Raw genomic sequence first — 17,226 nt, forward strand, 5'->3', positions numbered from 1 at the left:
ATGGACGGCAAGGGGGCATGGCGCGACAACGTGTTTGTGGAGCGGTTGTGGCGCACCATCAAGTACGAGCGGGTGTACCTGCAGGCCTACGAGGCGGTGAGCGCTGCCCGCTCAGACCTGGACACCTACATCGACTGGTACAACCGCGAGCGTGTGCATTCACGCATCGAGGACCGCACGCCCGAGCAGGCGTACTGGGCGCTGCTGCCCGAGATGGCCGTGGCTGCCTAGAATGAAAATCCTGGTGCGCCCCGAGTTGCCCACCGCGTCGGTCGGTTCGTCGCACAGCGACCACCGCCGCCGTGGACAACTCTGCATCTCTTCAACCCGCACGCAGTCTCTTTATCTCTCGGGGTAAATCTGTTCAGACAAGCGGGGCCACTTCTCACGACCATTACCAACGAAGTGCGACAGGCCTCGTTCGCTTTCCTTGGGTCTCGTCTGTTCCTCACAGCGCGCAATCATTCGGACGTATTCAAAGGCCCCATGAGCGCAGCAATGATAGGGCAAGGAAGCGCCTCTCCCGTGTCTTCGCACCTCTCCAGCATGTCTCTCAGAGCGCCTCGCATGCGCTGAAGGTCGCCAACCTTCTCATCGATCTGGTCAAGGCGCCGCCGTGTCACCGTCTGAATAGCCCGGCGATTCCGCCCATCCTCCAGATCCAAGAGCGACTTCACCTCGTCCAGCGAGAACCCAAGGCTCTGAGCGCGCTTGATGAAGCCGATCCGCTGGATCATCGAAGCGGGGTAGCGCCGGAAGCTGCCGGCGTTCTTCGGGATCGGCAACAGGCCGCGTCCCTGGTAGTAGCGGATTGTCTCCACGCCGACGCCAGCGACCTTCGCCAGCCTGCCAACCGTCATCCAATCACCCAAACCTTCGTTCATCGAGCGATCCACTGTCTATTCACGAGCAACACAGAATAACGCAGTACCGCGTAGTTGACCCTTGCCTCCATTTGATCCAAATCAATTTCCCGCAGCTCAGTTGGGAATAGGATCACAGGTGTCAATGGGTCAATAGGCCGCACATGCGCACACTTCTCAACCACCGCAGGATTCGCGCCATCGCGTGGATGGTGCTCGGGGTATGGCTGTTTGCGCTCGGGGCCGGGGTGGCCAATGCCTGCCTTCTGGAGTCTCCGCAGCAACATCGGCATGCTGTCGGGTATGAGCATGTCCCATCGTCCGGGCATGGAAATCATGAAGGCCTCCATGGTGAGCACGAAGAAGGTTCCCACGACCCGTCGAAGGCCCCGTGCCTGAAGCTCTGCGGCGACGTCAACCAGTCCGCCATTCAGAAAGCACCAACCTTCGCGTTCGACCTCGTCGGTTTGGCGCCTCCCGCCTATGGAGACCAGCTGCTGGCTCCGACGTTGGCTCTGCGAGCCATCCCATCGAGGGGTCACCAGCGACCACCGCCCAAGCGGCCGTCGTGGCTGCTGTTCGAGCGTCTCGCGCTGTAGCGCCTCCTTTGAGTTGCCGTGTCGGTCACACCCGGCGCACAACTCATAAGCCTTGACTCTGTACCCGACTACGGAGTTTTCATAGGGCTTTGTCCGCTTGCGGCGACATCGGTTTCGCCCCAATGGCAGGCACCCGCGGCTAAAGGAGAGAGAAATGAAATTCACGCATTCGATCGCGGCCATCGTGGGCGCCGCACTGGTCACCTTGTCTGCGTTCGCGCAGGACAACCATCAGGCCCATCACCCCGCAGGTGCGAGTCCGACCGCGGCCGAGACGCCAAGGGCGCCGACCACCGAGGGCATGGATGCGCAACTGAAGTCGATGCAGGCCATGCACGAACGGATGGTGGCTGCGAAGACGCCTGCGCAGCGCAAGGCGCTCATGGCCGAACACATGCAGGCCATGCGGGCTGGCATGGCGATGATGGGCGCAATGAAGGATGGAGCCGAGTCGGCGCCGACAGCTGAGCGGCAGCAAATGCTCGAAATGCGCATGGACATGTGCCAGTCCATGATGCAGATGATGATGGACCGGATGCCTGAGCCGGCGAAGTGAGGAGGACGACCATGACAACTTCTCACCGCACCGGTCCAAGGTTTTCGCGCTCGCGATGGTTCCTGGGCTTTCTGGTCTTCCTGGCCGTGAGCATCTACATGCTGCTGACGGAACACCGCGGGCACTACCTGGCCGCGCTGCCACTGGTCCTCCTGGCGACTTGCGTCATCGCTCATGTGCTGATGCATCGCCATGCCGTACCAGGCGACGGTAGCAAGGCGAATCCACCGTGCCCGGGAGAGCGCAAATGAACCACGATGCGCCCGCTTATGGGCTTTGGCTGCTCGTCCTCGTGAACTCGGCGGTCTTCATCATGTTCGCCTTCAGCTTCTTCAAACCGCAGACCTCGCGCGACTGGAGAACCTTCGGGACATTCGCAGCGTTCATTGTTGCCTTGTTCGTCGAGATGTACGGCTTTCCGCTGACGCTGTACGTGCTGTCCGGCTGGCTTCAGACCAAGTATCCCAGTCTGGACTTGCTGTCGCACAACAGCGGCCATCTCTGGTCGACCCTGCTGGGCGAGAGCGGCGACCCTCACTTCAGCCCGCTTCATATCGCAAGCTACATCTTCATCGGGGGCGGCTTCTGGCTTCTGTCGAGCGCCTGGACGGTGCTCTACCACGCGCAACGGCACGCCCAACTTGCCGTGAGCGGCCCATACGCCAGGATTCGGCACCCGCAGTATGTGGCCTTCGTGGCGATCCTTTTCGGCTTTCTGCTGCAGTGGCCGACGCTGTTGACGCTGCTGATGTTCCCCTTCCTCGTCGTGATGTATTCGAGGCTGGCAGTCAACGAGGAGAAGGACATGCGCAAGCAGTTCGGCGCCGAGTTCGACGCCTATGCCGCGCGCACGCCGCGCTTCCTTCCCTCCCTCTCGGACACGCGCCAGCGAGGCTGACATGAAGAAGACCCGCTGGCGTCAGCGCATCAATCGACCGTACCTGGCTGCAGCCTACGGACAAGGCGATGGCTGCGGCTCCAGCTCGGATGCGGACATGAGCGCCGCGCCCCGCCGGGCGTCGACACACGCAATGCTGATCGCCTGCGACCAGACCTAACGGAGAACCCATGGCAAAGAACAAGAAGGGCGCCAAAGGCGCCAAGCACAAGGCCGATGTGGACGGCACCGGCACTGCCCACGGCTCAGCGCGCGACGAGACAGCGACACGCTCGATCGGCCGCGAGGACTACGAAGCACAGTTGCACATGCTGCAGATCGAACTGGTGAAACTGCAGCGGCATTTCATCAAATGCAACGACCGTATCCTGATCCTCTTGGAGGGAAGGGACGGCGCAGGCAAGGACGGCAGCATCAAGCGGCTGGTCGAACACCTGAGTCCTCGGGAAACACGGGTCGTCGCGCTAGGAAAGCCCTCCGACCGGGATCGCACGGGCTGGTACTTCCAGCGCTACGTCCCGCACCTGCCAGTTGGCGAAGAGCTCGTGGTGTTCAACCGCAGTTGGTACAACCGTGCGGGCGTGGAACCGGTGATGGGCTTCTGTACCGCCGAGGAGCACGAGGAATTCATGAACTCAGTGCCCAAGTTCGAGGAGATGCTGGTCAACTCCGGTATCAAGCTGCTGAAGTATTACCTCGACATCGGCAAGAAGGAGCAGAGCCGCCGGCTCGGGGAACGCCGCCGTGATCCCCTCAAACAGTGGAAGTCGAGCCCGGTGGATGCCGTCGCGCTTAAGCACTGGGACGGCTATACACGGGCGCGCGACGAGATGTTCATGCGCACCCATACGGCCGCGGCGCCCTGGTCTGTCGTGCACGCCGACAACAAACGGTTGGCGAGGCTCAACCTGATCAGAGACATCCTCTCCCGGCTGCACTACGCCGGCAAGAAGCACAAGGTCATCGCTCCCGACCGGGAGATCGTCTTCGAGTTCTCGCAGGACTGCCTGGACTCGGGCCGACTCGCTCGTTGAGACCACGAACACAGCGAACAGGAAGAACAGCCATGAAGTCGATCAACGTTGAAGTCGGAGGGCTCGTATCGAGCCTGAGCGCGGAGGGAGTACGCCGCAAGCTGCTGCAGCTTCCCGGCGTCCATCATGCAGATGTCAACTATGTTGCGGGAAGCGCAACGGTCCATCTCGATGAGGGACAACTCAGTGTCGAGGATCTGCGCCAGCGCATCGCCGAATGCGGCTATCACTGCCGTGGCGAGCAGACGCCCAAGCACGTGTGCGCGCCCGCCGCTGGCGTCTCTGCCGACCCCAGCCATGCGGTGCACGGCCATCACGGCGCACCCGCACGTCAGGCGCAAGAGATGGGGCATGAGGGGCACCACGCGCATGCCCCCGCCACGGCCGCACGCGCGAAGGCTGCGGCCACGACGCCCGCCGCCCATGCTGCGCACCAGGCCCACGCAGGCGACCCTGCGATGGACGACATGATGCACGACATGGGCCACGGGTCGGGCTCGATGCAGGACATGGCTCGGGACATGCGCAATCGCTTCTTCGTGGCCCTGGTCTTCGCCATTCCCGTGTTCTTCTATTCCCCGATGGGGAAGATGTTCGGCGACTTCCAGACGCCGTTCGGGCTGGACGACAAGCTCTTTCTTTTCTTCCTCGCAAGTGCCGCGATCATCTATCCAGGTTGGCCTTTCTACGTGGCGGCGTGGCGCGCGCTGCGCAACGGCGTCGCCAACATGGCCACGTTGGTCGTGCTGTCGGTGGGCACCGGCTACCTGTTCAGCATCGGCGCGACCTTCTTCTACGAGGGTGAGGTGTTCTATGAAGCGGCATCGGTGCTGCTGGTCTTCATCCTGCTGGGGCACTGGCTGGAGATGCGCGCCCGCGCGGGCGCATCCGACGCGATTCGCGCGTTGATGGATCTCGCCCCACCCATGGCCACGGTCGTGCGCAACGGGGTGGAGACCAAGGTACCGACCGCCGAGGTTGCAGCCGGGGAACTGGTCGTGATCAAGCCCGGCGACAAGATCCCGGTGGATGGCGAGATCGTCGAGGGCGCGTCGCAAGTGGACGAGTCGATGCTGACGGGCGAGTCCATGCCGGTCAAGAAGGGCGTGGGCAGCACCGTCGTAGGCGCCAGCATCAACAAGAGCGGGAGCTTTCGCTACAAGGCCACGAAGGTCGGCGCGGACACGGCCTTGGCGCAGATTGTCAAGCTGGTCCAGGAGGCCCAGAACTCGAAGGCCCCCGGCCAGCTGCTGGCCGACCACGCATCCCAGTGGCTGGTGCTGGCGGCGATCGTGATTGGCCTGCTGACCTTCAGCGTCTGGTACTGGGTGATGGGACAGACATTACTGTTCGCACTCACCTTGACCATCACCGTGTTCGTGATCGCATGCCCTGATGCGCTGGGGCTGGCCACCCCGATGGCCATCATGGTCGGGACCGGGCTGGGCGCAATGAACGGCATTCTCTTCAAGAATGCGGCCGCATTGGAGAACGCCACCAAGTTGACGGTCGTGGTGTTCGACAAGACCGGCACCTTGACACTGGGGCAGCCCGATGTCGTCGAGATGGTGGCCGCGCCCGGTGTCGAGGAGACGCGGCTTCTGGCGACGGCCGCCGCGGTGGAGAAGTTCTCCGAGCACCCCCTCGCGCTCGCAGTGCTCAAGCGTGCGGGAGACATGCCGACGGAGGTCACCGAGAACTTCACCAACATCGATGGGCAAGGCGCACGGGCCACTATCGGGGGCGAGACGGTGCTCCTGGGCAACCGGCTGCTGATGCAGTCGGAACAGGTGGATCTGGCCCCCCTTGCCAGCGAGGCGGCGCGGCTGCAAGGCGGGGGGCGCACTGTGGTCCACGTCGCGCGCGGTGGCCGGCTAATCGGCCTCATCGCGATCGCCGATGCCGTGCGGCCGACCTCGCGCGAGACGATCGCCAAGCTGCAGGCACGCGGCGTGAAGGTCGCGATGCTGACCGGCGACAACCAGGCGACCGCCGAGCGCATCGGCAAGGAACTGGGTATCGACATCGTGCTTGCGGATGTGTTGCCCGGGCAGAAGGCCTCCAAGATCAAGGAACTGCAGCAGCAGGGTCACAAGGTCGGCATGGTCGGCGACGGCATCAACGACGCTCCGGCGCTGACGCAGGCCGACGTGGGCTTTGCGATTGGCGCGGGGACGGACGTTGCGATGGAAAGCGCCCAGGTGGTGTTGATGAAGAGTGACCCCTACGACGTGGTCGGGGCCATCGAACTGTCCCGGGCGACGCTGCGCAAGATGCACCAGAACCTCTGGTGGGCCGTGGCCTACAACGTGATCGCCTTCCCGCTGGCGGCCGGGGTGCTGTATCCGTTCACCTTGTCGCCCGAGGTCGCTGCATTGTCCATGTCGGGCAGTTCCGCGATCGTCGCGATCAATGCGCTGATGCTCAAGCGCACGCGCCTGCCGGGGATCAAGCGCGTGACGTCGCGTGCCAGTGTCCCAGCGGCCGCGTAGCCTGAGCGGCGGGCCACCATGGTAGAGAGCCGCGCCATGCGATCACCGCGCGAATCCGGGCCCACCCGCCAGCAAGACCTCGGCGTCGCGCAGCTGGGTTGGCTCGCTGCGGCCGTATTCGTCGTCTCGGCCGGATATGGGGCACTGATGCCCTTGATCCCCGACTGGCTGCGGCCCTTGATGGGCGACGCGGATCCTGCGGCGCTTGCGCGCCATGTCGGCTACCTCAGCGGCATCTACACGGCGGGCATCCTGCTGGGTGCGCCCCTGTGGGGCATGCTGGCGGACAGGCTGGGGCGTGCCCGCGTGTTGCTGGTGGGCCTGATCGGCTACGTGGCCAGCCTGCTCCCGCTGCTGCGCCCCGAGTCCCTGGGCGTGGTCGGCATCTATGCGCTGCGCGGCGCGACGGGCTTTTTTGTGGCCGCGGTCGTGCCGGTGGTGCCGGCGCTCGTCGCGCAGTACACCCCAGAATCGATTCGCGCCAGGCGCTTTGCATGGCTGGGTGCGATGTCGCTGCTCGGGTTCCTGTTCGGCCCCGGCCTGAACGCCGCTGCAGAACGGCTTGTCGGCCTGGGCTTCTTGAGCGTGCTGGTACAGGGCTCATCGACCACGCTCGTGATCGCACTCTCGGCCGCGCTCGGCGCGCTGATGATGCTGGGCCTGGCCGCAACGCTTCCCGCACCTTCCTCCCTTGGAGAGGCGGACGCAGCCGATCACGACGGAGCACCCCGGAGCCGCTCCCTGGCGCTCTGGATTCTCAACGGTGTGGTCATGTTCGTGCTTGCCGGCTTTGAACTCGGCATCGTGCTGCAGGGCCAGCGCCACCCCGATCTCTCCTCCCGAGAGGTGTCGTTGATGTTCGCCGAGTGCAGTCTGGTGATGCTGGGCGTCAACGCGGTGCTGTTCTTCACCGGCCTGCTGGAGCGCGCCGACCCACGCCGCGTACTGGCCTGCGGCATGGTCCTGGGCATCGCCGGGCTCCTGATGCTGGCCCGCCATGGCAGCGAGATGTGGCTGTACGTCGGCGTGAGTTTCACGGCTGCGGGCACGGGTCTCGTGCTCCCCACCCTGGCCTACCTCGCTGCCGGCACCTCGGCGCGGCGGCTCGGTATCGCGATGGGAGGGCTCGCCGCGGCAGCCGGCCTCGGACAAACACTGGGATCGGCCGCCACCGGATGGCTATTCGGCGCTGTGATGCAGAGCACCTTTGCGTGGCTGTCGATTCCACTGGCCGCCACCCTCGCGCTGCTGCTCATTCCGCGGCGTTGGTGGCCAGCCAACCCCGTCCTGGTGAGCGCTTCACCGTCCCGCACTTTTCTCACTTCCACGGAAACCGAACCATGAGACTGATCCTGATGTCCCTGCTCGCAGCGCTTGCCCTGTCGCTGAGCGGATGCGGCTACAACGACTTCCAGCGGCTGGACGAGCAGACCAAGTCCGCCTGGTCCGAGGTGCTGAACCAGTACCAGCGGCGCGCCGACCTGATCCCCAACATCGTCGCGACCGTCAAGGGCGAGACCAACTTCGAGCAGGAGACGCTGACCCGGGTGGTCGAGGCCCGCGCGAAGGCGACCTCGATCCAGGCCACGCCGGAACTCGTCAACAACCCCGAGGCGTTCCAGAAGTTCCAGGCGGCACAGGGCGAACTGTCCGGCGCGCTGAGCCGGCTGCTGGTGGTGAGCGAGAACTACCCGCAACTCAAGGCGAACCAGGCTTTTCAAGACCTGCGTGCCCAACTTGAGGGCACGGAGAACCGCATCACCGTGGCGCGTGGGCGCTACGTGAAGGCGGTGCAGGATTACAACGTGCTCACGCGCAGCTTCCCGACCAACATCACGGCCAAGCTGTTCAGCTACGTCGTCAAGCCCAATTTCTCGGTCGCCGACGAGAAGGCCATGGCGGCGCCGCCACAGGTCGATTTCGGCGCCTCGGCGCCGGCGGCGCGCCCCTGACATGAGAACGCCCAGAACAGCGGTGCTCTCTCCGGCGGCCCCTCTTCGGCTGGCCCACGCTCTGGCCTGGCTGCTGCTGAGCCTGTTCCTTTCGGTCGCGTCCGCGCAGGAGTTGGTCGCCGTTCCCCCGCTGCAGGCGCGCGTCACCGATCTCACGGGAACGCTCGCCGCCGATCGTGTCGCCGCGCTGGATGCGCAGCTTCGGGCCTTCGAGCAACGCAAGGGCGTGCAGATCGCCGTGCTGATGGTCCGCTCGACGCGGCCCGAACCCGTCGAGCAGTACACCCTGCGGGTGGTAGAGCAATGGAAGCTCGGCCGTCGCAAGGTGGACGACGGCGCGTTGCTCCTGGTGGCCAAGGACGACCGCACCGTGCGCATCGAAGTCGGATACGGCATCGAGGGTGCGCTGAGCGACGTGGTATCGCGGCGCATCATCGACGAGGTGATCACGCCGCGCCTGCGCCAGGGCGATTTCGACGGCGGCATCGCCGCAGGCGCCGAACAGATCATGCGGGTGATCGATGGCGAGGCCCTGCCTGCGGCGGACCCACGGCGGCAGGGGCAGACCAACGACATCGGGCAGGCCTGGCCCTTCCTGTTCGTCGCGGCCCTGATGCTGGGCGGAGTGCTGCGCAACGCCCTCGGCCGCCTTCCAGGCTCCCTGGTCACGGCTGGCGTGCTGGGTGCCGCTGCGTGGCTGTTGGTGGGCACCTTCGCGGTGGCCGCGGTGGCTGGACTGGCGGGATTCCTCGTCACGCTGCTGGGCATCGGCATGGGTGGCCACGGCGGCCTGCACGGGCGCCACCGGGGAGGCGGCTGGCCGGGCGGAGGATTCCGCGGCGGCGGCGGCGGCTTCGGTGGCGGCGGCGCGTCAGGACGGTGGTGAGATGAACATGCAACGACTTCTTCGCCACCTTGCGACCACGGATCGCGCAGTCCGCCGCGCCTTCCCCCCGCGTTCCCTGGATGCGATCGAGCAGGCCATCCGCACGGGAGAGTTCCAGCATGGGGGCCAACTGCGCTTCGTGGTCGAGGGTGCGCTGGACGGATCGCCACTGTGGCGCAACCAATCGCCGGGCGAGCGGGCGCTGGACCTGTTCGCACGCCTGGGTGTGTGGGATACGGCGCACAACAGCGGCGTCCTGATCTACGTGCTGCTGGCCGACCGGGCCGTGGAGATCGTGGCCGATCGCGGCATCCATGCCTGTTGCGGTGCCGAAAGGTGGTCGGCTGTGTGCCAGCGCATGGAAGCCCAGTTTGCGCAGGGACGCTTCGAGGCCGGAGCCCTGGAAGGCATCGTGGCCGTCAGCCACCTGCTGGTGCAGCACTTTCCGCGGGGCGCGGACCACGGCAACGAGTTGCCGGATCGGCCGGTCCTTCTTTGAACGACAACATCCTTGGAGACCTACCATGCAACTTCAGTTTCTGGGTGCCACCGGCACCGTGACCGGTTCCAAATACCTGCTGCGCCATGGCGACGCGACCATTCTGGTGGACTGCGGCCTGTTCCAGGGATTCAAGCAGCTGCGCCTGCGCAACTGGGAGCCGCTGCCGGTCGCGCCCAAGACCGTCGACGCGGTCGTGCTCACCCACGCCCACATCGACCACAGCGGCTACCTGCCACTGCTGGCGCGACAAGGCTTTCGCGGCCGGGTTTACTGCACGTCCGCGACGCACGAGCTGTGCAAGATCCTGCTCACCGACAGCGGCCATCTGCAGGAGGAAGAGGCGAAGTTCGCCAACCGGCACGGTTTCTCCAAACACCAGCCCGCGCTGCCGCTGTACACCCGTGAGGACGCCGAGCGCTGCCTGAAGCTGTTCGCGCCACGTCCGTTCTCTCAGGACTTCGAGGCGCTGCCCGGACTCACCGCGCGGTTGACGCCTTCCGGGCACATGCTCGGCTCGGCCTTCGTGCACCTCAACGACGGCCGGCGATCCGTGCTCTTCTCCGGCGACATCGGCCGGCCCAACGACCCGGTGCTGCGCCCGCCGGTGCAGGTCCCCGGCGCCAACTACCTGCTGGTGGAATCCACCTACGGCAACCGCAAGCATGAAGCGTCCGACGCACTGGCGCAGCTGGAGACTGTCATCAACAAGACGGCCGCCCGTGGAGGGGTCGTGGTCATCCCAGCGTTCGCTGTCGGCCGAGCGCAGAGCCTGATGTACGGCATCTACCAGCTCAAGAAGCAAGGGCGCATCCACCAGCACCTGCCCGTGTACCTGGACAGCCCGATGGCCATCGATGCCACACGGCTGTACCACGCCCATCGCGACGAGCACCGGCTCTCGCCCGAGGAATGCGAGGGCATGTGCCATGCCGCGAAGATCGTCAACAAGGTCGAGGAGTCCAAGGCGCTCAGCGCCGGTCGTGGACCGATGGTCATCATCTCCGCCAGTGGCATGGCCACTGGAGGACGCGTGGTGCACCACCTCAAGTCATTCGCGCCCGACCATCGCAACACCATCCTGTTCGCCGGCTACCAGGCGGGCGGCACCCGTGGCGCCGCGATCGTGCACGGCGCGTCCACCGTCCGCATCCATGGCCAGGACGTGCCGATCCGCGCCGAGGTGGCCTCGCTCGACAACCTTTCCGCCCACGCCGATGCCGACGAGATCCTCGCGTGGATGCGCGGCTTCACGCAAACACCGCGCCGAACCTTCGTGACCCACGGCGAGCCGGAGGCGGCCGATGCGCTGCGCGCGCGGATCGACCATGAACTGGGCTGGTCGGTTGCCGTGCCCGAGTACCTGCAGACGGTGGATCTGGTATGACGGCGCACCTGCACGAGACCGGCACCGGCACCGGAGAGGATGGCGTGAACACGCTGCAGGCGTGGCGCACCGGCATCGACACCCATCAGGAGCCGGTGGTCTACATGCGGCGCGACTGCCCTGTCTGCCGGTCGGAGGGTTTCACGACCCAGGCGCGCGTGCAGCTGACGGCCGGCCGCCGCAGCATCGTGGCGACGCTCAGCGTCGTCGATGGGGATTGGCTGGCCGAGAACGTCGCTGGCCTGTCCGAATCGGCATGGGCGTCGCTGGGGGCGCAGCCGGGCCAGCTGGTCACGGTGACCCATGCACCGCCGCTGGATTCGCTCAGCCATGTCCGGGCCAAGGTCTACGGCAATGCCCTGGGCGATGCCGAGTTCAGCGCCATCATCTCCGACGTCGCGGCGGGCCATTACTCTGACCTGCATCTGGCCACCTTCATCACCGCCTGCGCCGGCGATCGCCTGGACCTCGCGGAGACCGTCTCGCTCACGAAAGCCATGATTGGCGTCGGTGACCGCATCGATTGGGGGCGCCCGCTGGTGGTGGACAAGCATTGCGTCGGCGGCCTGCCCGGCAACCGCACGACCCTGCTCGTGGTGCCCATCGTGGCCGCCTGCGGCCTCACGATGCCCAAGACCTCCTCGCGCGCCATCACCTCGCCGGCCGGGACGGCCGACACAATGGAGGTGCTGGCGCCGGTGAACCTGGATGTGCGAAGCATGCGGCGCGTGGTCGAACGCACGGGCGGCTGCATCGTCTGGGGCGGCTCGGTACGGCTCAGCCCCGCCGACGACATCCTCATCCGCGTCGAGCGGCCGCTGGACCTGGACAGCGAGGGCCAGCTCGTCGCCTCGGTCCTGTCCAAGAAGGCCGCTGCGGGCTCGACCCATGTGCTGATCGACCTGCCCGTGGGTGCCACCGCCAAAGTGCGCAGCGCGCAGGCCGCGGCGGCGCTCGGTCGGCGCCTGCAGGAGGTGGGCAGCGCCATCGGCCTGCACGTGGCCTTGCGCGTCACCGATGGTGAGCAGCCGGTCGGCCGCGGGATCGGCCCGGCACTGGAGGCCCGCGACGTGCTGGCCGTCCTACAAGGGACGCCCGAGGCCCCGGCCGACCTGCGGGAGCGAGCGTTGCGGCTGGCGGCGGACATCCTCGAAATGGGCGGTGCAGCGCCCGCCGGCGGCGGCCTGACGCTCGCCACGCAGGTGCTGGCCGACGGCCGCGCCTGGGCCACGTTCGAGGCGATCTGCGCTGAGCAGGGCGGCCTGCGCAGCATCCCGGTGGCAACGCATCGGCACACCGTCGCATCGCCGTCCACGGGACGGGTCTCCCGAATCGACAACCGGCTGCTCGCGCGGGCGGCCAAGCTCGCCGGAGCACCGACCGCCGCTGCCGCCGGCATCGACGTGCATGCGCGCCTGGGCGACCAGGTCGAAGCGGGACAGCCGCTCTTCACGCTGCACGCCCAGGCGCCGGGCGAGCTGGCCTATGCGCTGCAGTTCGTCCGCTCGCGCCCACCGATCTTCCAGATTTCGGAGAACCTATGAAACCTCTCGTTTTTCACCTGCCGGGCGACGAAGACTTCGCCGATGGACTGATCCGGGCGTTGGGCGCGCAGCGGGCTGCCCTGCAACTGCACCGGTTCCCGGACGGCGAGTCGCTGGTGCGGCTGGACGCCGACGTCACCGGCCGCACCGTCGTGATCGTGGCCAGCCTGGCACAGCCGGACGCCAAGGCGCTGCCCTTGTTGTTCGCCGCGGACGCAGCGCGCGACCTCGGCGCCACCCGCGTGTTGCTGGCTGCCCCGTACCTGGCGTACCTGCGTCAGGACCGGCGCTTCAACACGGGCGAAGCCATCACGTCCCGCACGTTCGCTGCGCTGGTGTCGACGGTGTTCGACGGTATCGTCACCGTCGATCCCCATCTGCACCGCTACCGCTCGCTCGGCGAGGTCTACCGGGTGCCGACCCGTGTGGTCCAGTCCGCGCCCGCCATCGCGGCCTGGGTCGCAGCCCATGTGGACCGTCCCGTGTTGATCGGACCCGATGCGGAAAGCGAGCAATGGGTCCAGGAAGTCGCGCGCTTGGCTGGCGCGCCGTTCACGGTGTTGCAGAAGATCCGCCGGGGCGACAAGGACGTGGAGGTCAGCCTTCCCGACACCGCGGCCCTGGCAGACCGCCAGCCCGTGCTCATCGATGACATCGTGTCCAGCGCGCGCACGATGATCCAGGCAATCGCCAGTGTGCGCAGCGTGGGATTGCCGCCACCGGTGTGCATCGGGGTGCACGCCCTGTTCGCCGCCGACGCGTACCACGCACTTCTTGCGGCAGGGCCCCAGCGGGTGGTGACCTGCGACACCGTGCCGCATGTCTCTAACGGCATCAGCGTGGTGGCACCGCTGGCGACAGCGGTGCAGGAACTGATGGAAGCCGGCGCGCCATGAGCCGCTGCGCCGCGCTCGCCATGACGCTCACGATCGAGGGGAGATGACTGCCCATGTGCTTTTCCGCACCCGCCAGTTTCACGGCCGCAGCGGTTCTGCTGGGCCTGGGGACCGTCACCATGCGCCGGGCCCGCTCACGGCGCGAACTGCCGTATGCCGCCATCCCGCTGCTGTTCGGGGTCCAGCAACTGCTCGAAGGCATGCTGTGGCTGACGTTCCCCGACCGCGCGCCCTTGCTGAACGTGGCGCTGACGCATCTCTACTCGTTCTTCTCGCACGTCCTGTGGCCGATCTACGTCCCGCTGGCTGCGCTGGCGCTGGAGAGCGTCCGTTGGCGCCGTCGGGTTCTGGTGGCCATTGCAGTCGCGGGCGCGCTCGTCGGTCTGTACCTGCTGGCGATGCTGGTGAAGCTGCCCATCACGGCCCGCGTGGTCGGCCAGCACATCCTCTACGACTCTCCGCACTTCTACGTGATGACCACGATGGCCCTGTATCTGATCGGCACCTGCGCAAGCCTGATGGTTTCTAGCCACCGGCGCGTGGCGGCTTTTGGGGTGGCCGCCTTTGTCTCCGCAATCGCCGCCTACATGTTCTATGCAACCTGGTTCATCTCGGTGTGGTGCTTCTTTGCCGCTGTGCTCAGCTTCATCGTGCTGTGGCAGTTCCGTGAGCCCCGAGCGAGGCTGGCCGTGCCATGACGAATCCTCCGGCCAGATTCAAGCCCGCACTGGCCTACGCGGACTGCGGCCGCACGCAGGGCCCGATGCGCCGCGCGGCGTTCTTCACGGTTCAGTTGCTCGACGGATTCGAGACCATGCGCGATGCGGTCGCCGGCCGGCTGCCGACGGTATTCGCGCAAGCGGAACTCGCGCAAGGCACCAAGACCGGGCACTTCATCGCCGCGTTCTGCATCCTGTCCCTGCACCGGGTAATCGAGGAGGGCTCATGACCGCACAAAACCGTCTGTCCGTTCTGTTCTCCGACATCGCACCGGCGGACCAGGCCGCGCTGCAGCAACGGCTTCCGACCCACTGGCACGCGCACTTCGTCCAGAACGAACGCCTGGTGGTATCCGATGTCGGCGATGAAGACACCGAGGTGCTGTGCGTCTTCGTGCGCACGCGCGTTGACGAATCGGTGCTCCGGTTGCTGCCGCGCGTGCGGCTCGTGGCAACGCGCTCCGCGGGCTTCGATCACATCGACCTGCAGGCTTGCCGCCGACGCGGCATTGCCGTGTGCAACGTGCCGGACTATGGGTCCGCCAGCGTCGCCGAACATGCCTTCGCGCTGCTGCTGGGCGTGGCTCGCCATCTGACACAAGCCCACGAGCGGGCGCGCCAAGGTTCTTTCGCTTACCGCGGCCTCACCGGCTTCGAGCTGGAAGGAAAGACGCTGGGCATCGTCGGGCTGGGCCGGATCGGGCGCCACGTGGCCCGTATCGCCCTGGGCTTCGGCATGGAAGTTCTCGCGTACGACCCGGCCCTCGCCCCATCGCTCGACATCACGGCAGCACCCATCGCCGGCGTCCGCGTGGTGACGTGGGAGCAGATCCTGCAAAGCAGCGATGTTCTGAGCCTTCATGTTCCGGCCACGCAGGCCACGCACCACCTTCTCGATGGCCAGGCCTTCGCGCGCATGAAACCGGGCATGGTACTGATCAACACGGCACGGGGTGCGCTCATCGACGACGCCGCCCTGCTGCACGCACTGGAGGCAGGTACCGTCGCCGCAGCAGGACTGGACGTGCTGGAACAGGAAGGGGATCTGTCTCCCGAAGTGCCCACGGGCTGCGGCGGACTGGGTTGCGATACCGGCTGGTCGGCATCCAGCCCACTGCTGACGCATCCGCGTGTGCTCGTGACACCGCATGTCGGGTTCAATACGTCGGAGGCGATCGCGCGCATCCTCGACGAGACCATCTCGAACATCGCAGCCTGGCATGCGGGCCGCCTGCGCAACAGGTTGGATGAGCCATGACGCGACCGAACCGCCCCGTTTCCACCGTGCGTCTTGCGGGCCGCCCAACGCAACGCTCGGCGCTGCGCCGGGCCACGCAGATCGCTATGGCCCTGAGCGGGTTCCTGCTCTGGGTGGCCTGGCACCGGGGCCTGATGCGCTGCGATACCCACCGGGCGGCCGACCGCTTCGCCGAAGTGCTGCAGCGATTGGGCACGACCTTCGTGAAGCTGGGCCAGCATCTCAGCCTGCGGGCCGACATTCTGGCGCCCGATGCGCAAGAGGCTCTGGCCAGCCTGCAGGCCAATGTGGCGCCGTTTCCTCCCGAGCAGGCGGTCCAGGAGGTCGAGGCGGCGCTCGGCCGCCCATGGCAGCAGCTCTTCGCACGCTTCGACATGCACGCGCTCGCCGCGGCCTCGATCGCCCAGATTCATCGTGCAGCCCTGCCGGACGGGACGGAAGTGGTGGTGAAGATCCGCCGCCCTGGCGCGGCCGAGCAGGCCGAGACCGACATGCGCATCCTGCGCCGCATCGTCCTGGTCATGCAGGGGCTCGTGCCCTCGCTGCGTCGCTGGGGGCTGGCAGCCATCGTGGACGAGGTTGCGGCCAACTTCCGCTACGAGATGGATTTGTCGCGCGAGGCAGCTTCCGTGCGACGTTTCGCCGACGCCTGGCGCGGCTCTGCCGACATCGTGATCCCCGACGTGGTGGACGGCCTGTGCACGCCGACCGTCATGGTCCAGCAGTTCAGCCACGGAGCTCACCTGCACGGTCTGCCTTCGTCCACCGCGGTGGCGGCCGCGGGCAAACTCGTGGACAGCTACGTCGCCCAGATCTTCCGCGATGGCTTCTTCCACGGCGACCCCCATCCCGGCAACGTCTTCGTGATGGACGATGGCCGCATATGCCTGCACGACTTCGGCATCGTGGGCCGGGTCGACGGCAACATGCGGCGGGCGCTGGTGGCGTTCGCCCTGGCCTTCGTCGAGCAGGATGCCGAATGGGTGGTCGATGCCTGGCTCGACCTGGGCCTGCTCGGCGACGGCACCGATCGGGCCGTGTTCGTGCCTGTCGTGCGTGCCCTGGTCGCAGACTGCGCACAGAGGCCGCTGAAGGACTGGTCGCTCTCAGGTGCTCTCGCGCAGCTCGTGGCGGCGGGCCGGACCCAGGAAGTCCGGCTGCCCAGGGACCTCCTCGTGCTCACGCGTACCCTGTTGTTGCTCGAAGGGACGGTGCGCCTGCTGGCACCCGAGTTTTCCATCATCGAAGCCATCTCTCGCCACACGACCACGGGCGTCTTCGACGAGCCCAAGTCTGCGGCATCGCAGCGTCTGCCATATGAACTGGGGAACGCGGCCCACGCCCTGCCCTCCCTGATGGCGCGGCGTCTGCACAGCGTCTTGCGGCAGGGTGACCTGCTGCAACTGTCGATCAAGCCGGATGCCAGGATGCTGAGCGGGATCGACCGCCTCGGCCGTCGCGTCGCGCTGGCGCTCGTGACGCTCGGCCTGTACATCGCATCGAGCTTGTTGATGCAGCACGGCGTGGGCCCGCGCTGGGGCGACATGCCGGTACTCGCGCTGCTGGGCTATGCGCTGGCGATCCGGTTCACGTTTTCCATCGCGCGCAGCCGCGGCTGAGGCGCCTCATCAAGCAAGGAGTCA

General features: G+C 66.5%; 20 protein-coding genes. 19 read left to right on the forward strand and 1 reads right to left on the reverse strand.

The annotated features are described in order from the left end of the window. Window positions 1–231: integrase core domain-containing protein (locus tag BN948_RS21035; RefSeq protein WP_035623620.1), on the forward strand; the 231-nt coding region annotated here is incomplete at its 5' end. Between the two features lie 230 nt (window positions 232–461). On the opposite strand, the gene BN948_RS21040 is transcribed toward BN948_RS21035, so the two are convergent. After that, a complete protein-coding gene (locus tag BN948_RS21040; protein ID WP_003090234.1) occupies window positions 462–884 on the reverse strand; it encodes a MerR family transcriptional regulator in 423 nt (140 codons plus the stop codon). Window positions 885–1,027: 143 nt separating this feature from the next. Here BN948_RS21040 and BN948_RS26785 point away from each other — a divergent pair, with 143 nt between their 5' ends. The 18 genes from BN948_RS26785 to BN948_RS21120 all read left to right on the forward strand — a co-directional run bounded on the left by BN948_RS26785 (window position 1,028) and on the right by BN948_RS21120 (window position 17,202). Continuing rightward, entirely contained in the window at window positions 1,028–1,462 is a 435-nt protein-coding gene (locus tag BN948_RS26785; protein ID WP_079279895.1) for a hypothetical protein, read from the forward strand. Between the two features lie 154 nt (window positions 1,463–1,616). Next, window positions 1,617–2,018, forward strand: a complete 402-nt coding sequence (locus BN948_RS21050) for a hypothetical protein (RefSeq protein WP_003090236.1) — start codon at window positions 1,617–1,619, stop codon at window positions 2,016–2,018. Between the two features lie 11 nt (window positions 2,019–2,029). Further along, entirely contained in the window at window positions 2,030–2,269 is a 240-nt protein-coding gene (locus tag BN948_RS26315; protein ID WP_009516014.1) for a DUF2933 domain-containing protein, read from the forward strand. Next, complete coding sequence (locus BN948_RS21055) at window positions 2,266–2,916, forward strand: methyltransferase family protein (RefSeq protein WP_003090238.1); 651 nt, start codon at window positions 2,266–2,268, stop codon at window positions 2,914–2,916. Before BN948_RS26315 ends, BN948_RS21055 begins: the two co-directional genes overlap by 4 nt. Window position 2,917: 1 nt before the next feature. Continuing rightward, on the forward strand, window positions 2,918–3,076 hold the full coding sequence (locus tag BN948_RS27095) for a hypothetical protein (RefSeq protein WP_009516017.1): 159 nt from the start codon (window positions 2,918–2,920) through the stop codon (window positions 3,074–3,076). A 10-nt stretch (window positions 3,077–3,086) separates the two neighbouring features. Further along, window positions 3,087–3,950 (forward strand): polyphosphate kinase 2, encoded by an 864-nt coding sequence (gene ppk2 / locus BN948_RS21060; RefSeq protein WP_003090242.1) that lies wholly within the window; start codon window positions 3,087–3,089, stop codon window positions 3,948–3,950. A gap of 32 nt (window positions 3,951–3,982) precedes the next feature. Then, complete coding sequence (locus tag BN948_RS21065; RefSeq protein ID WP_009516020.1) at window positions 3,983–6,442, forward strand: heavy metal translocating P-type ATPase; 2,460 nt, start codon at window positions 3,983–3,985, stop codon at window positions 6,440–6,442. A gap of 18 nt (window positions 6,443–6,460) precedes the next feature. After that, on the forward strand, window positions 6,461–7,786 hold the full coding sequence (locus BN948_RS21070; RefSeq protein WP_009516022.1) for an MFS transporter: 1,326 nt from the start codon (window positions 6,461–6,463) through the stop codon (window positions 7,784–7,786). Beyond that, on the forward strand, window positions 7,783–8,394 hold the full coding sequence (locus BN948_RS21075) for a LemA family protein (RefSeq protein ID WP_009516025.1): 612 nt from the start codon (window positions 7,783–7,785) through the stop codon (window positions 8,392–8,394). The genes BN948_RS21070 and BN948_RS21075 overlap by 4 nt, the downstream gene beginning before the upstream one ends. A gap of 1 nt (window position 8,395) precedes the next feature. Beyond that, entirely contained in the window at window positions 8,396–9,280 is an 885-nt protein-coding gene (locus BN948_RS21080; protein WP_009516027.1) for a TPM domain-containing protein, read from the forward strand. Window position 9,281: 1 nt separating this feature from the next. Then, window positions 9,282–9,779, forward strand: coding sequence for a TPM domain-containing protein (locus tag BN948_RS21085; RefSeq protein WP_009516029.1), 498 nt, complete (start codon window positions 9,282–9,284; stop codon window positions 9,777–9,779). Window positions 9,780–9,804: 25 nt separating this feature from the next. Continuing rightward, window positions 9,805–11,166: an MBL fold metallo-hydrolase gene (locus BN948_RS21090; RefSeq protein WP_009516031.1), complete on the forward strand. Its 1,362-nt coding sequence runs from the start codon at window positions 9,805–9,807 to the stop codon at window positions 11,164–11,166. Beyond that, window positions 11,163–12,710, forward strand: coding sequence for a thymidine phosphorylase family protein (locus BN948_RS21095; RefSeq protein ID WP_003121540.1), 1,548 nt, complete (start codon window positions 11,163–11,165; stop codon window positions 12,708–12,710). Before BN948_RS21090 ends, BN948_RS21095 begins: the two co-directional genes overlap by 4 nt. Then, entirely contained in the window at window positions 12,707–13,606 is a 900-nt protein-coding gene (locus tag BN948_RS21100; protein WP_003090267.1) for a ribose-phosphate pyrophosphokinase, read from the forward strand. Before BN948_RS21095 ends, BN948_RS21100 begins: the two co-directional genes overlap by 4 nt. Before the next feature lie 53 nt (window positions 13,607–13,659). Continuing rightward, window positions 13,660–14,304: a DUF6629 family protein gene (locus tag BN948_RS21105; protein ID WP_003121541.1), complete on the forward strand. Its 645-nt coding sequence runs from the start codon at window positions 13,660–13,662 to the stop codon at window positions 14,302–14,304. Next, entirely contained in the window at window positions 14,301–14,555 is a 255-nt protein-coding gene (locus BN948_RS21110; RefSeq protein WP_009516033.1) for a hypothetical protein, read from the forward strand. The genes BN948_RS21105 and BN948_RS21110 overlap by 4 nt, the downstream gene beginning before the upstream one ends. Next, window positions 14,552–15,583 (forward strand): hydroxyacid dehydrogenase, encoded by a 1,032-nt coding sequence (locus BN948_RS21115; protein WP_003121543.1) that lies wholly within the window; start codon window positions 14,552–14,554, stop codon window positions 15,581–15,583. Before BN948_RS21110 ends, BN948_RS21115 begins: the two co-directional genes overlap by 4 nt. 86 nt (window positions 15,584–15,669) lie before the next feature. Further along, the gene (locus BN948_RS21120; protein ID WP_170962203.1) at window positions 15,670–17,202 is read left to right on the forward strand and encodes an ABC1 kinase family protein; all 1,533 of its coding nucleotides are present in this window, start codon (window positions 15,670–15,672) and stop codon (window positions 17,200–17,202) included. Window positions 17,203–17,226: the final 24 nt, after the last annotated feature.

Origin of the sequence: Hydrogenophaga intermedia (assembly GCF_000723405.1) — a bacterium.
Classification (GTDB): Bacteria; Pseudomonadota; Gammaproteobacteria; order Burkholderiales; family Burkholderiaceae_C; genus Hydrogenophaga; species Hydrogenophaga intermedia.